The organism is Hufsiella arboris (genome assembly GCF_009834875.1).
GTDB classification, from domain to species: domain Bacteria; phylum Bacteroidota; class Bacteroidia; order Sphingobacteriales; family Sphingobacteriaceae; genus Hufsiella_A; species Hufsiella_A arboris.
The window spans coordinates 1-14,293 of sequence record NZ_WVHT01000007.1 but is presented as its reverse complement, the minus strand read 5'-3'; the positions used below and the strand labels follow the sequence as shown (position 1 = coordinate 14,293).

Annotated in this window: 19 protein-coding genes; 6 read left to right on the top strand and 13 right to left on the bottom strand. The window is 40.6% G+C overall.

What is annotated here, in order from left to right:
- Positions 1-200 precede the first annotated feature (200 nt).
- Together queA and GS399_RS14590 are read left to right on the top strand one after the other, a co-directional pair.
- Complete coding sequence (queA, locus tag GS399_RS14595; RefSeq protein WP_160845388.1) at positions 201-1,250, top strand: tRNA preQ1(34) S-adenosylmethionine ribosyltransferase-isomerase QueA; 1,050 nt, start codon at positions 201-203, stop codon at positions 1,248-1,250.
- Between the two features lie 76 nt (positions 1,251-1,326).
- Positions 1,327-2,031, top strand: coding sequence for a 2-C-methyl-D-erythritol 4-phosphate cytidylyltransferase (locus tag GS399_RS14590; protein WP_160845387.1), 705 nt, complete (start codon positions 1,327-1,329; stop codon positions 2,029-2,031).
- Positions 2,032-2,076: 45 nt separating this feature from the next.
- Here the strand turns inward: GS399_RS14590 and GS399_RS14585 are convergent, their stop codons facing one another.
- From GS399_RS14585 to GS399_RS14560, 6 genes are all read right to left on the bottom strand, one after another.
- A complete protein-coding gene (locus tag GS399_RS14585) occupies positions 2,077-2,229 on the bottom strand; it encodes a lmo0937 family membrane protein (RefSeq protein ID WP_160845386.1) in 153 nt (50 codons plus the stop codon).
- 146 nt (positions 2,230-2,375) lie between these two features.
- A complete protein-coding gene (locus tag GS399_RS14580; protein WP_002996718.1) occupies positions 2,376-2,597 on the bottom strand; it encodes a DUF2795 domain-containing protein in 222 nt (73 codons plus the stop codon).
- 74 nt (positions 2,598-2,671) lie between these two features.
- Positions 2,672-3,220 carry a cob(I)yrinic acid a,c-diamide adenosyltransferase gene (locus GS399_RS14575; RefSeq protein ID WP_160845385.1) on the bottom strand — a complete coding sequence of 183 codons (549 nt, stop codon included), beginning with the start codon at positions 3,218-3,220 and terminating at the stop codon, positions 2,672-2,674.
- A gap of 52 nt (positions 3,221-3,272) precedes the next feature.
- On the bottom strand, positions 3,273-4,034 hold the full coding sequence (locus GS399_RS14570) for an ABC transporter ATP-binding protein (RefSeq protein WP_160845384.1): 762 nt from the start codon (positions 4,032-4,034) through the stop codon (positions 3,273-3,275).
- 57 nt (positions 4,035-4,091) lie between these two features.
- A complete protein-coding gene (gatC, locus tag GS399_RS14565; protein WP_160845383.1) occupies positions 4,092-4,382 on the bottom strand; it encodes an Asp-tRNA(Asn)/Glu-tRNA(Gln) amidotransferase subunit GatC in 291 nt (96 codons plus the stop codon).
- A complete protein-coding gene (locus GS399_RS14560) occupies positions 4,372-5,106 on the bottom strand; it encodes a lysophospholipid acyltransferase family protein (RefSeq protein WP_160845382.1) in 735 nt (244 codons plus the stop codon). The genes gatC and GS399_RS14560 overlap by 11 nt, the downstream gene beginning before the upstream one ends.
- Before the next feature lie 108 nt (positions 5,107-5,214).
- Between GS399_RS14560 and trpS the strand changes: the two genes are divergently transcribed.
- The 3 genes from trpS to kdsB are packed head-to-tail and all read left to right on the top strand — an operon-like array spanning position 5,215 to position 7,616.
- Positions 5,215-6,210, top strand: a complete 996-nt coding sequence (trpS, locus tag GS399_RS14555) for a tryptophan--tRNA ligase (protein WP_160845381.1) — start codon at positions 5,215-5,217, stop codon at positions 6,208-6,210.
- Positions 6,211-6,257: 47 nt separating this feature from the next.
- Positions 6,258-6,872 carry a deoxynucleoside kinase gene (locus tag GS399_RS14550; RefSeq protein ID WP_160845380.1) on the top strand — a complete coding sequence of 205 codons (615 nt, stop codon included), beginning with the start codon at positions 6,258-6,260 and terminating at the stop codon, positions 6,870-6,872.
- A gap of 9 nt (positions 6,873-6,881) precedes the next feature.
- A complete protein-coding gene (gene kdsB, locus GS399_RS14545; RefSeq protein ID WP_160845379.1) occupies positions 6,882-7,616 on the top strand; it encodes a 3-deoxy-manno-octulosonate cytidylyltransferase in 735 nt (244 codons plus the stop codon).
- A gap of 27 nt (positions 7,617-7,643) precedes the next feature.
- On the opposite strand, the gene GS399_RS14540 is transcribed toward kdsB, so the two are convergent.
- Positions 7,644-8,141 (bottom strand): FKBP-type peptidyl-prolyl cis-trans isomerase, encoded by a 498-nt coding sequence (locus GS399_RS14540; RefSeq protein ID WP_160845378.1) that lies wholly within the window; start codon positions 8,139-8,141, stop codon positions 7,644-7,646.
- 5 nt (positions 8,142-8,146) lie between these two features.
- Positions 8,147-10,129, bottom strand: coding sequence for a thioredoxin domain-containing protein (locus tag GS399_RS14535; RefSeq protein WP_160845615.1), 1,983 nt, complete (start codon positions 10,127-10,129; stop codon positions 8,147-8,149).
- 91 nt (positions 10,130-10,220) lie between these two features.
- Here GS399_RS14535 and GS399_RS14530 point away from each other — a divergent pair, with 91 nt between their 5' ends.
- Positions 10,221-11,318 (top strand): mandelate racemase/muconate lactonizing enzyme family protein, encoded by a 1,098-nt coding sequence (locus tag GS399_RS14530; protein ID WP_160845377.1) that lies wholly within the window; start codon positions 10,221-10,223, stop codon positions 11,316-11,318.
- Here the strand turns inward: GS399_RS14530 and GS399_RS14525 are convergent, their stop codons facing one another.
- From GS399_RS14525 to GS399_RS14505, 5 genes are all read right to left on the bottom strand, one after another.
- Positions 11,319-12,155: a glycoside hydrolase family 25 protein gene (locus tag GS399_RS14525; protein ID WP_160845376.1), complete on the bottom strand. Its 837-nt coding sequence runs from the start codon at positions 12,153-12,155 to the stop codon at positions 11,319-11,321.
- Positions 12,156-12,211: 56 nt separating this feature from the next.
- The gene (locus tag GS399_RS14520; protein ID WP_160845375.1) at positions 12,212-13,582 is read right to left on the bottom strand and encodes a dipeptidase; all 1,371 of its coding nucleotides are present in this window, start codon (positions 13,580-13,582) and stop codon (positions 12,212-12,214) included.
- Positions 13,583-13,751: 169 nt separating this feature from the next.
- Positions 13,752-13,889 carry a hypothetical protein gene (locus GS399_RS14515; RefSeq protein ID WP_160845374.1) on the bottom strand — a complete coding sequence of 46 codons (138 nt, stop codon included), beginning with the start codon at positions 13,887-13,889 and terminating at the stop codon, positions 13,752-13,754.
- A gap of 28 nt (positions 13,890-13,917) precedes the next feature.
- Positions 13,918-14,055: a hypothetical protein gene (locus GS399_RS14510; protein ID WP_160845374.1), complete on the bottom strand. Its 138-nt coding sequence runs from the start codon at positions 14,053-14,055 to the stop codon at positions 13,918-13,920.
- Positions 14,056-14,083: 28 nt separating this feature from the next.
- On the bottom strand, positions 14,084-14,293 hold a 210-nt coding region (locus tag GS399_RS14505), incomplete at its 5' end, for a hypothetical protein (protein WP_237487956.1).

Genomic DNA, 14,293 nt, shown 5'->3' with positions numbered 1-14,293 from the left:
AAACGTTACACGAAAAGTAATCATTTATTTTTACAATCGACCACCGAAACCGCGATTGCGCAATAGGCCACGACATTATTTAAGCCAGTAAAGCTTAATTCAAACATTATTATTACCAAACGCAAACAATCACAGGAGATTAAAGGTAAATATTTACTGATTTATTTTCTAAATTTGCGCCCTAATTTATTGACCATTTTATGAAATTATCGCAGTTTAAATTCGATTTACCCGACTCTTTAATTGCCCATTCGCCTGCATCAACACGTGATGAGGCCCGATTGATGGTACTGGACCGTAAAACCGGCGCTATCGAGCATAGAATTTTTAAAGATCTGCTGGAGTATTTTGATGAGCATGACGTGATGATTTTAAATAACACGAAGGTTTTTCCTGCCCGTATGTATGGTAATAAGGAAAAAACCGGTGCTACAATCGAGGTTTTCTTGTTGCGTGAACTAAATAATGAATTGCGCTTATGGGACGTATTGGTTGATCCTGCGCGTAAAATCAGGGTTGGAAATAAACTATATTTCGGCGAGGACGATCTGCTGGTTGCCGAGGTTGTTGACAATACGACATCCCGCGGAAGAACAATTCGTTTCTTATTTGACGGGACAGATGAAGAGTTCAGAAGAAATATTGAAATTTTAGGCGAAACTCCGCTTCCTAAATATATTAAACGTAAAGCCACTGCTGAAGACAAAGAGCGTTATCAAACAATCTTCGCTAAAAAGGAAGGTGCAGTAGCCGCTCCAACTGCGGGACTACATTTTAGCCGCGAGCTATTGAAACGCCTTGAATTAAAAGGAATTGAATTTGCAGAAGTAACATTACACGTTGGCCTTGGTACGTTCCGCCAGGTTGAAGTAGAAGATCTGACAAAACATAAAATGGATTCGGAGCAATTCATTATTGAACAAAAAGATGCTGATATTGTAAACAGAGGTATTGAGAATAAACGCCGGGTTTGTGCTGTTGGAACAACAAGCATGCGTGCAATTGAATCTGCAGTGTCTGCGGGACGGACATTGAAAGCAGCAAACGACTGGACGAGCAAGTTTATTTTCCCACCGTACGATTTCAGCATTGCTAATAGTATGGTTACTAATTTTCACACACCTGAGTCAACTTTGTTGATGATGGTAAGTGCATTTGGCGGGTATGAACATATTATGAATGCCTATGAAGTAGCCATTAAGGAAAAATATCGCTTTTATAGCTATGGCGACGCCATGTTGATTATCTAAATAAAACAAAAGTATATTGACAAGAGATGCAGGTTAATTCCTGCATCTCTTTTTTTTATATTGACCACCGAAAAATATGTCCCAGTTACAGATAAAAGACGAGAATTACTACGCGATCATCGTAGCAGGTGGATCGGGCAACAGGATGAACTCCGATGTACCAAAACAATTTATGCTGTTGGATGGCAAACCGATTGCGATGCATACTATGCAAGCCTTCTATGAATCGTCGTTTAAGCCCGAAATAATCCTTGTCTTACCTGGAACGTCACATGTCTATTGGACAGCGCTATGTGAACAATATGAATTCAAAATACCTCATCAACTTGCAAATGGCGGAAAAACCAGATTTGATTCAGTTAAATCTGCTCTCGAGAAAATCGTTGGAGACGGCATTATCGCCATTCATGATGCGGTACGACCGCTTATCTCGACTGAAATTATTACAAAGGCTTATGATACGGCTTTAAAAAAAGGAACGGCCGTTACAGCAGTAAAAAGTAAAGATTCTGTGCGGCAATTAGTTAATGGCTTATCTAAAGCACTCGATCGCGAACAAATCTATCTTGTTCAAACGCCGCAAGTTTTCAGGTCTAATATTTTATCGGACGCTTATAAACAGCCGTATGATGAGTTATTCACCGACGATGCTTCTGTAGTAGAAAAAGCAGGCCATCGAATTGAATTGATCGAAGGTGATAACCAAAACATCAAAATCACCTATCCGGAGGATCTTGAAATGGCGCATGCTATTTTAAAAACAAGAAAGGTCAGAGCATAAAAAAACCGGCTCTTCGCCGGCTTTTTTTATTTTGTTTAACCTCTGCTAGGCCGCTCCCCGTATAACTCTTAATAAGATAGCAATAATTGCTATTACAAGAAGTACGTGGATGATATTACCTCCGAAAGGAGTAATAAATGCTCCGAAGATCCAGATGATGATCAGGATAACAGCGATTACATAAAGTAAATTGCCCATAGTTTTTGTTTTTTAGTTTGATAGTTATTTCAATTAATCAATCTATAAATATCAATTATCGGGCAAAAGTTTGTGAGAAAATAAAAAATTTCCCGAAAAGATTTAGAATCAACGTTTTAAACAAGAAAAGCCCATTTTCAGGGCTTTTAATATTCGTCTTCGTTAAAAAAGAAGTCGTCTTTTGTAGGGTAATCAGGCCATATTTCCTCTATATTTTCATACGGTTCTCCGTCGTCCTCTAAAGCCTGCAGATTTTCTATTACTTCAACAGGTGCACCTGATCTGATAGCATAATCGATTAATTCGTCTTTAGTTGCGGGCCAGGGTGCGTCTTCCAGATGTGATGCTAATTCTAGTGTCCAGTACATTGTTTATAGAATTTAATTTTGGGCAAAAGTATAATAAAAAAAATAAGATTATAAAATATTTTTCAATAGCTTGTTCAAACTCTTGGTATCCATTTATTTTCGGCAATTCCCAAGTCAAAACCAAGCTTCCGTGCCATTACAAATAAGAAATCGCTGAGCCTGTTCAGGTAGATAACTATTAATGGTTCGACAAAGCTTTCCTCTGAAAGATTAACAGCAAGCCTCTCTGCTCTTCTGCAAACACAGCGGGCAATGTGACAATATGAAATTGTTGTATTTCCGCCGGGAAGAATAAAATGCGTTAAGGCTGGCAGTACCTCGTTCATCTGATCGATCTCCTTTTCCAAAAAAAGAACGTCGGCTTCCAACAGATCAGGTATAATCATTTTTGACTTTTCAGGATCGGACGCTAACGAAGCGCCAATAGTAAAAAGCCTGTCCTGTATCTCTTTTAAAGAAGATTTATGGTGATTACTCAACTGCTGGTCGGCAATTAATCCAATGTATGAATTCAACTCGTCAACTGTTCCGTAAGTCTCTATACGTAAATGATGCTTAGCAACCCTTACTCCGCCAATCAACGACGTATAGCCGTTATCACCCGTTTTCGTGTAAATCTTCATGCCGAAAATTTACTTAAATAAGTGATATTGAACAGGAAAAGTTTCAATTTTGTCACTTAATTTCCTCAAAGTCGATACCCTTTTCCTTCATTTGAGTGAGGCGGGGAGACACTGATTTAACTTCCACATTTTGGTAATCGTTTTCAATCAGGCCGTCGCGCATACGCACGATCCGATGAGCATGTTGCGCGATATCTTCTTCGTGAGTTACCAGGATGATCGTGTTACCTTTTGAGTGAATTTCTTCAAGTAAACCCATGATCTCTACAGATGTCTTAGTGTCCAGGTTTCCGGTCGGCTCATCTGCGAGGATAATTGATGGATTATTTATCAACGCACGTGCAACCGCAACACGCTGCCGCTGTCCGCCAGATAGTTCGTTGGGTTTGTGATCAACCCGGTTACCGAGACCTACATTTTCCAGCGCTTTTTGTGCACGCTCGTCTCTGTCTTTTTTTCCTATCCCTGAGTAAACAAGCGGCAAGGCAACATTGTCTAACGATGATGATCGCGGAAGAAGATTAAATGTCTGAAAAACAAAACCTATCTCTTTATTTCGAACTTCGGCGAGCTCATTATCTGTCATATCGCTTACGCGGATGCCATTTAGAATATATTCACCTTTTGTTGGCGTATCCAGGCAGCCCAGAATATTCATAAGTGTAGATTTGCCTGATCCGGACGGGCCCATCAAGGCAACAAATTCGCCTTTATTGATATCCAGGCTAACGGATTTAAGTGCGTGAATAGTTTCCGAACCAATAACATACTTACGCCCGATGTCTTTGATTGTAATAAGCGGTTGTTCAGCCATTTTTTTCTTTTTAGACGGTTATTAGCGCGTGCTTGTTACAGAGGTTTTCGTGATTGTTTATTTAACGATGACTTTAGCAACCTTGAAATACTTTTCATCATGATCCGGAGCATTTTTCAATGCTTCGGAAACCGTGATATCGCGTTTAACCACATCGTCTCTTACCACGTTCACGGCTTCAGTCATATAAATCAACGGCTCAACACTCGATGTGTCCAGTTCGTTCAATTTCTCCATAAAGCTCAGGATATTTTCCATATCCTTTATTAGAGCAGGTTTATCGTTTTCGCTTACCTCTAATCGCGATAAATGTGCAATGCGATCTATTGTATCATTATCAAGCTTCATTGTCCAGTTCTGTTTTTATAATTCCGAACACTCTGTCACGAAGTAAGTCGGCGTCGGCAAGCTCAATATCTTTGGTATCTACAGGCCTATGGATACAAATATGGCAAATTCCTGCCCTACTTCCATATTTTGCTCCGTCGTCCCACATTTTTTTCCATGAATCTTTGATCGTTACCGGAATTATGGGAATTTTCAGTTCGATGGCCAGACGAAAAGCTCCGTTCTTAAATGAATGTAATGTCGGCGGAAAATCATCAGGGATTTTACCTTCCGGAAAAATAATAACACTAACCCCGGATTTTAAATAATCCTGGGCTCGTTTAAACGCCCGGAAGGACGAAATCTTACTATCGCGGTTAACCGGAATGTCGATCGTTTTAAAAAAAAGGCGGGTCACAAAATTATCCAATAATTCATCCTTACCCATGAATGCAAAATTTGTCTTAACCGAAATGCTCATCGCTGTAATGTCAAGATTCGATGTGTGATTCGGACAGATGATATAAGGCCTGTTCCAATCTATTTGCTCTTCATAATTTATGAAATAAAAAATGCCGGCTGCTGCAGAACTCGAAAGTCCTAACAGGTACCTGACGTGGTTTAAAAACTTGTATCGCGATGGTTTTCTGGAAAAGTAATATAGAAAAGGAAATAGCAACCCAAAAAAAAAGCACACTGCGCCTAAGTAAAAATAACGGTGAATCTTCCTGAAAAAATGAATCATTTAATATCTGTAAGCTTCGTCAAATCACTAAGGTAACATAAGCGAAATAGCTTTTCAAGTCTTTTCCGTCACATCAAAAATAGAAAAAATCCTTACTTTCGCCGAAGTATGGAAACAGTAGTAAGTGGTATAAGAAGTACCGGAAAACTTCATTTAGGTAACTATTACGGCGCAATCAAAAACTTCCTGAAAATGCAGGATGAATATAATTGCTTCTTTTTTATTGCAGATTACCATTCGTTAACTACCCATCCAACGCCTGAGAACCTTCACGGCAGCGTTAAGCAAGTTCTTGTTGAGTATTTAGCCGCCGGAATCGATCCCGAGAGATCGACCATTTATGTGCAATCCGATTTGCCTCAGATTCCGGAACTTTATCTTTTCCTCAATATGAATGCCTATATGGGCGAACTGGAAAGAAGCACATCTTTTAAAGATAAAGTTCGCGCAAACCCTGACAATGTGAACGCCGGCTTGTTAACTTATCCCGTATTAATGGCCGCAGATATATTAATTCACAAAGCTACCAAAGTACCTGTAGGTAAAGATCAGGAACAGCATCTTGAAATGGCGCGAACATTCGGAAACCGCTTTAACAGGCTTTATAATAACGAATACTTCCCGGAACCTTACGCATTTAATTTTACTGAAAAGCTGGTAAAGATTCCCGGACTTGACGGAAAAGGAAAAATGGGAAAATCAGAGGGCGAGGGAAATGCTGTCTACTTGTCCGATAGCCCGGAAGTAATTCGTAAGAAAGTAATGCGCGCGGTAACTGACAGCGGGCCAACCGAACCGAATATGGCCAAGCCGGATGAAATACAAAACTTGTTTGATCTGCTGAAGGTTGTATCAAACGACGAAACGTATAAATACTTTGACGAGTCATACAATAATTGCCAGATCCGGTATGGTGATCTAAAAAAACAACTCGCAGAAGACATGACCATCGCAACCGAACCGGTACGTAACCGCATCGAAGAAATTGCTGCAAACACCAGCTATTTAAAGGAAGTATCGGCATATGGTGCAGAGAAAGCCCGCGCCAGCGCAGCTAAAACAATTAACGAAGTACGGGAGATTATCGGGTTCAAAAAATTTTAATTCAGCTCATTTTTTGACTTTTATCTTTTGACGTTTAACTTTATCAGATGCACATAGCCATAGTAGGTAATATCGGCGCAGGTAAAACTACGCTTACTGAATTATTAGCCAAACATATGGGGTGGGAACCCCAATTTGAAGCCGTTGACAATAACCCGTACCTGGAAGATTTTTACAGTGACATGAAACGCTGGAGCTTTAATTTGCAGATCTATTTTTTAAATAGCCGCTTCCAGCAAATTACAGAAATACAAAAGCAAAAAAAGGACATCGTTCAGGACCGCACAATTTATGAGGACGCTTATATTTTCGCGGAAAATCTACACGAAATGGGATTGATGACCTCCCGTGATTACGATAATTACCGGGCTATTTTTGACAATATAACTTCGTTTATTAAGCCTCCGGATTTACTCATTTATCTTAAAGCCTCGGTGCCAACGCTTGTAAACAATATTCAGCGTCGGGGCCGTGAGTATGAGGCTGGCATCCGGCTGGATTACCTCTCTAAGCTGAATGAAAAATACCAGAAATGGATTGATGGTTATAAGGAAGGCCGGCTATTAATACTTGACAAGGACAAGCTGGATTTTACTAAAAATCCAGAAGATCTCGGCTTTATCATCAACAGAATTGAAGGTGAATTGCACGGGCTGTTTTAATAGCTTGATATGAAAATTTTAGGCATCATTCCCGCTAGATTTGCGTCTACCCGTTTCCCGGGCAAGCCGCTGGTTGACATTCATGGTAAGTCCATGATCCGGCGTGTTTATGAGCAGGCGAAGAAAAGTGAAAAGCTGGATGACGTTATTGTTGCTACCGATGATGAACGCATACTTTCCCATGTACTGGCGTTTGGCGGAAAAGGATTGCTGACTTCTGAAAAACACGAAAGCGGAACGGACCGCTGTGCTGAAGTAATGCAGAAGATTATTGGATTTGATGTAGCGGTGAATATCCAGGGGGATGAACCCTATATTGATCCGAGACAAATTGATCTGCTTTGCTCCTGCTTTGCTTCCGATGACATAAGCATTGCCACGTTAATTAAGGAGATTCGCTCAACAGACGAATTGTTTAATGCCAACTCGCCGAAAGTACTGATCAACGTCTTAAATGAAGCGATTTATTTCAGCCGTACCCCTGTGCCTTACCAACGAAACCAACCCGAAGGCGATTGGCTGAATCACCACAAGTATTTTAAGCACATCGGCATATATGGTTATCGGAAGGATACCTTGGTAGCTTTAACAAATTTGCCCGTATCATCGCTTGAAAAAGCTGAAGCGCTTGAACAGCTTAGATGGATAGAAAATGGCTACAAGATTAAAACTGCCTTGACAAGTATCGAAACTGTCGCTATCGACACTCCTGAAGATTTGTTGAAACTGCCGGCAGATTTATAATCAGCCGACAGTTAGTTATTTGAATTATTAATGCCCGCTATGACCGTCAACGCCATGAGCATGGCCGTGAGACAGTTCATCTTCAGTTGCCGGGCGAACATTTAAGATTTCGCCTTTAAAGTGGAGGTTTTGTCCAGCCATCGGGTGATTGAGATCTACCGAAATTGCCTTTTCATCCACGTTGGTCACTCTTGCTCTGAATTGATTTCCCTGGTTATCCTGTAACGGCAAAATTGAGTCGACCACCGGAAGTTCTGCATCTTTAAACATATCAATCGGAAGCTGAGCAACTGCGTTTTCGTCTTTTTCGCCATAAGCATCGACAGCCGGCAATTCAAAATCATACGTATCGCCTGCTTTCAAGCCATTTAAATTTTCCTCAAATTTTGGAAGCATCATTCCCACACCGTATAAAAAAACAAGTGGGTTTTCGTTGTTTGCCTGCTCTACAAAAGTTTCTTCACCATTGTCTGTGGTGTATAAATCATAAGTAAGCGCTACAACGCTATTTGGTTCTATAGTCATAATTATTAATTTTCTGATTGATTAATTAGTTGATTAAGTGCATCCTGTGTATTAGTAACGGGCATTTTGCAGGTTCTGTTTTTGCAGACAAATATTTTTGTTTCGCCCAACCACTTATCATTCAGCAAAGGTAATGTTCCGGTTGAACCTCCAAGAATTATTTTATTAGGGACGTAATTATTTTCTAATTCCTTACGCTTTGTCTCATAATCAGTGCCCGTTATGGCAACTTCATAAATTCCAAACACATGATAAAGCAATAAAGTTGCCCAGTTAGAATAACCCGAACCATACTTTTTTATTTCAGGCTTTATATTTCTAAGCATTTGCAAAGATCGTTCGATGTACGATTCATTATCGAAGAAGTGCCCCAATTTAAACAGGTTTATTGCCATTACCGAATTTGATGCCGGTATAACGTTATCGGTAAGCTCAAATTTGCGCGCGATTAACTCTTCAGCAGTATTTGAAGTAAAGAACAACATTTGACTTTCATCATCGCTGAAATGCAATAAGGAGTACTCTAAAAGCGCTTTCGCTTGTAGGATCCAGTTCTCGTCAAAAGTACATTCATACAAACCGATAAGACCGTCAATTACAAAAGCATAATCGTCAAGAAATCCTTTTTGAGCGCTTTTATACATTCTCAGCAAAGCTCCATCTGCCGACAGAAGATTACCGGTTATGAACTCCACATTCCGTTTTGCAATCTCCAAAAAACGATGATCATCAAAAACACGATAGGCATCAGCAAAACCCTTTAACATCATCCCATTCCACGACGTTAAAATTTTATTGTCGAGCCCTGGCTTAATGCGCTGATCACGGTAGGCAAAAACTTTATCCCGCGCTTGTTTCAGTGTAGTCAGTTCAATCTCGTTTAATTCCGTTTCATCCCTGAAAAGCACGTTCGTTTTTTCTTCATGCCAATTACCGTCATTCATAACATGATAAAATTTACTAAATAGCGGCTCAGCATCGCCCAGCAATTGAACAAGTTCATTTTTTTCGAAAGTATAGAACTTTCCTTCAACGCCTTCGCTGTCTGCATCCAAAGCAGAATAGAAGCCCCCTTCGTCAGACATCATTTCCCGTTCAATCCAGTTAAGTGTTTCATAAACTATATCCTTGTAAAGCGGAGTTTTCCAGGCCTGATATGCCTCGCTGTATAAGCTAACTAACTGGGCATTGTCATACAGCATTTTTTCAAAATGAGGAACATGCCATCTATCATCTACTGAGTAACGAGCAAATCCGCCACCAATATGATCGTAAATGCCACCGAGCGCAATTTTTTCCAGCGTTATTTTGGTGATGATCTCAGCAGATGAATCTTTCATTAAATGTGAATAACGAAGCATAAACTGCCAGTTATTTGGCAACGGAAATTTGGGAGCGCGATTGTAGCCACCTTCTATCGGATCGAAATATCTTTTCCACGGCTCATAAATTTCCCTGAGATCGTCAATGTCAAATTCATCTTCCGATTCATTGAACTTTATCTTATCGCCTTGTTTTATTCCTTCTGTAAGCCGGACCGCATATTCGACAGCTTCATCTGGTTTTTCGGTCCAAAAAGCGGCAAGGTTTTGTAAAAGGTTCATCCAATCGCCTTTACGGAAATAAGTTCCGCCATAAATTGGCCGCTGATCCGGCAGGCAAAAACAATTCATCGGCCATCCACCCTGGCCTGTCATTAATTGCACGGCATTCATATATATCTGATCGATGTCCGGCCGCTCTTCCCTGTCCACCTTTATACATACAAAATGCTCGTTCATTATTTCAGCCACTTGCTCATTTTCAAAGCTTTCATGCTCCATCACGTGACACCAGTGACAGGCGGAATATCCCACACTAACTAAAATCAGTTTGTTTTCTTTCTGCGCTTTTGAAAGAGCTTCAGGCCCCCATGGGAACCAATCAACCGGATTATTGGCATGCTGGAGGAGATACGGAGATGTTTCATTGATCAGACTATTCGGCATAAAAATTATTTCCTGTAAAGTTAAGTCGCCGGATGGAGAAATGTTTTTTATAATTGAGATTTGAAAAACAAGTTTATTACCCGCTAATTCCATGATTATAACTAAAACCGAAATCTATCGCTTCAGCATCCCGATGGTTCCTTTTGCCATAGCTACCGGCACTATGAGCAGTGCCCAAAACGTTTTTATCAGGATATATACAGACCAGGGACTTTACGGTGTGGGTGAATGCTCTGCTTTTCCGATGATTGTAGGAGAAACCCAGGATACCTGCCTTGCATTAGCCAAAGATTTCGCAATGCTATGGAAGGGAAGAAACGCATTGGAGATTGACGAGCGTCTTAACGAGCTGAATTTATTCGTTGCTGGCAATACGACAATCAAAAGTGCGTTTGACATGGCCTTGTACGACCTGGCTGCTAAAAACGCCGGCCTACCTCTGTACAAATTCCTGAATGGCGCAAAAAAAGAGATTACCACTGATATAACCGTTGGCTTAGGATCGCCGGAAGAAATGGCTTCTAAGGCTGTCGAATTTGTCTCGCAAACCGCAATGATTCTGAAGGTTAAGCTTGGTAAAAATCCATTCGACGATATTAAACGGATTGAACGAATAAGAGAATCGATACCGGAAAATATTTCAATTCGTGTGGATGCTAACCAGGGCTGGAGTTTTGACGAAGCAGTTATCGCTCTACAAGGACTTGAAAAACTTAATATTGAGTTTTGCGAACAGCCCATGAGAGCTTATCACGATCGCTTTTTGCCAGATTTACGAAAAAAAACACCAGTTAAAATTATGGCTGATGAAAGTTGTTATTCTCATAAGGACGCGGAAAGATTAATCGACACTGATTCATGTGACTATATCAACATAAAATTTTCGAAGTCTGGCGGCATTCATGAGGCTATAAAAATTTATAACACAGCACGGAAAGGTAATATCCCCTGCATGATTGGCGGCATGCTTGAGAGCCGCATAGCTTTAAGCGCCAAGTTACATTTCGCCTATGCAAGCCCCGAACTCAGATTTCACGATATGGATACCTGCATGCTCGGACATCTTGAAGACCCCTGCGTTGGCGGTGTTAAATTTAATGGATATAAGCTTTCAATAGATGACTTGCCCGGAATCGCCGCCGATGCTGATAATACGTTTCTTGATAAATGCAAAAAATGGGTGATCTGATTACCGGATTAAATATTGCCTGAATGCCGTGCTGTCCATCCGATATACATTAAAATCAACCGGATGGTTAATGCCATTGACTTTGGCTTTGTCCGAATGTTGCCAGAACAGCCAGTTGCTGTTAACGGATATACCGAGTTTTGATTTGTAATAATGAGCAATCCACAGTGGGTATCCATCAAAGTAGCCTTCCAGGTAATCCTGATAAAATTTTAAACCAGTATAGATAATTGGCTTTTGACGACTTCTCACTTCCACGTAATCAAGGAACTCCGCAAGTTCGCCCCGCATCTTTTCCGGAGTTGAATCATCCAACTCTTCTATGTCAACAACGGGAGGCAAGTCCCCGTCTTCGGCATTTACGACTTGTAAAAAAAACTTTGCCTGTGCCTTTCCGTCCTTTCTTGGCCTGAAATAATGATAAGCGCCGCACACAATGCCCACTTTAGGAGCTTCCCGCCAGTTCCGGGAAAAGTATCTGTCTACCCTGGTTAATCCTTCAGTTGCCTTTATAAACGCAAAACTGATCTTTACGCCATCGTCATTCATTCTGCTTACCTCTTTCCAGTTTATTTTTCCCTGGTAATAGGAAACATCAATTCCATGAACCGTATATTTTTTTGGAATTTTAATTCCATAGCTTTCATAGGTTCGATAGTCCGTATCCTCTCCTATATCCGAAACCCATTGCCATGCTGAGCTAAACGATTTTAAGATGTAACCATAATAGAGAGGAGAAAGTAGTATGAGTGCAACGACTATTCCGGCAAATTTTAACTGAAGTGGAATCGTCTTTTTCTTTTTGACAGGTTTTCGTTTTCTTGGAGCTGGAGCCATATAAAAAAAGGCTTATAGGTACTGCAAGGCAGCTCCCAATAAGCCTTTGGTAAGTTTTATTTACTTAATTCTGCGAAATACTTATGAAACAATGGGAGCGTCTCGATTCCCTTGTAATAATTATATAGGTCGTATTTTTCATTGGGTGAATGCAAAGCGTCGCTATCAAGTCCAAATCCTAACAAAACGGATTTAATTCCTAAAACATCCTCGAACAAGGCAACAATCGGAATGCTTCCGCCGCCTCGTGTTGGAATTGCTTTTTTTCCGAATGACTCTTCAATGGCTTTCTCTGCCGCCTGGTAGGCAATGCTATCAGTAGGAGTTACAACAGGTTCGCCGCCATGATGTGCGGTTACTTTAACCTTCACATATTTTGGCGCGATACTTTCAAAATGCTTTGTAAACATTGCTGAAATTTCTTCTGAACTTTGATTTGGGACCAAACGCATCGAAATTTTTGCATTCGCTTTGCTCGGAAGTACCGTCTTTGCGCCTTCGCCGGTATAACCGCTCCATATGCCGTTTACTTCTAAAGTTGGCCTTGTTCCTGTGCGTTCAGTAGTCGAGTAACCTTTTTCGCCCCAGACTTCGTCGATTGAAAGGTCAGCTTTATACTCTTCCTCATCATACGGTGCAGAATTTAATGCTGTTTTTTCTTCATCACTGAGCTCTAAAACCTTGTCGTAAAAACCTGGAATAGTTACGTGATTATTTTCATCGTGAAGAGATGCGATCATTTTGCACAAGATGGTGGCCGGATTTGCTACTGCACCTCCATAAACACCCGAGTGCAAGTCTCTGTTTGGGCCCGTTACTTCGACTTCCATATAAGCAAGTCCGCGCAGGCCGGTTTCGATAGATGGATTTTCCATGCTGATCATGGACGTATCGGATATAAGAACAATATCCGCTTTCAATTTTTCGGCGTTTTCCTTTACGAAAATTCCAAGATTCGCAGAACCCACTTCTTCTTCCCCTTCTATCATGAATTTGATATTACAAGTGAGTGTACCGGTTTGCGACATTAACTCGAAAGCTTTTACATGCATGTAGAACTGCCCTTTGTCGTCACATGCACCGCGGGCATAAATTTTACCGTCGCGAATAGTAGGTTCGAACGGCGGAGTTTTCCATAGCTCCAGCGGGTCGGCTGGTTGTACATCATAATGACCGTAAACCAAAACAGTCGGAAGACTGGGATCAATAATTTTTTCTCCAAAAACTATTGGATAACCCGCAGTTTGACAAACCTCTACGCTGTCAGCACCGGCATCTTTTAATTTTTGAGCTACGTAATCTGCTGTTTTGAGAACGTCAGATTTATATTTTGGATCAGCGCTAACAGATGGAAAGCGCAGTAATTCAAACAATTCGTCTAAAAAACGCTGTTTGTTATCCTCAATGTATTTTTTGATTTCTTCCATTATATCGTTTTGAGCAAATATAAGCTCTATGTATGACAATGGATGATCATACAAACGATAGTGGAAAAATAAGTTATTCTTTAAATCAGGTTATGGCGTTTACTTTAAGAGCGAGAGTAAGCAATTTAATTTAGACCGATAAATAGCTGAGCTAATACGAATCACTGGATTAGTCCCAGCTGCCAGTGTCTTTCTGATCAGCGATTGTCGTTTTTACTTTGGCCGATGGCGTGGCTGTTTCGTCTTTCTTGCAAGCTGTGAATCCTAAACCGATGATGGCTATTAATGCGAATGCTATCTTTTTCATTTGTTGTATCTGTTTTGATTTTGATTGATTAGTCCCAGCTGCCAGTGTCTTTCTGATCAGCGATTGTCGTTTTTACTTTGGCCGATGGTGTGGCTGTTTCATCTTTCTTGCAGGCTGTGAACCCTAAACCGATGATGGCTATTAATGCGAATGCTATCTTTTTCATTTGTTGTATCTCTTTTGATTTTGATTGATTAGTCCCAGCTGCCAGTGTCTTTCTGATCAGCGATTGTCGTTTTTACTTTGGCAGATGGTGTGGCTGTTTCGTCTTTCTTGCAGGCTGTGAATCCTAAGCCGATGATGGCTATTAATGCGAATGCTATCTTTTTCATTTGTTGTATCTCTTTTGATTTTGATTGATTAGTCCCAGCTGCCAGTGTCTTTCTGATCAGCGATTGTCGTTT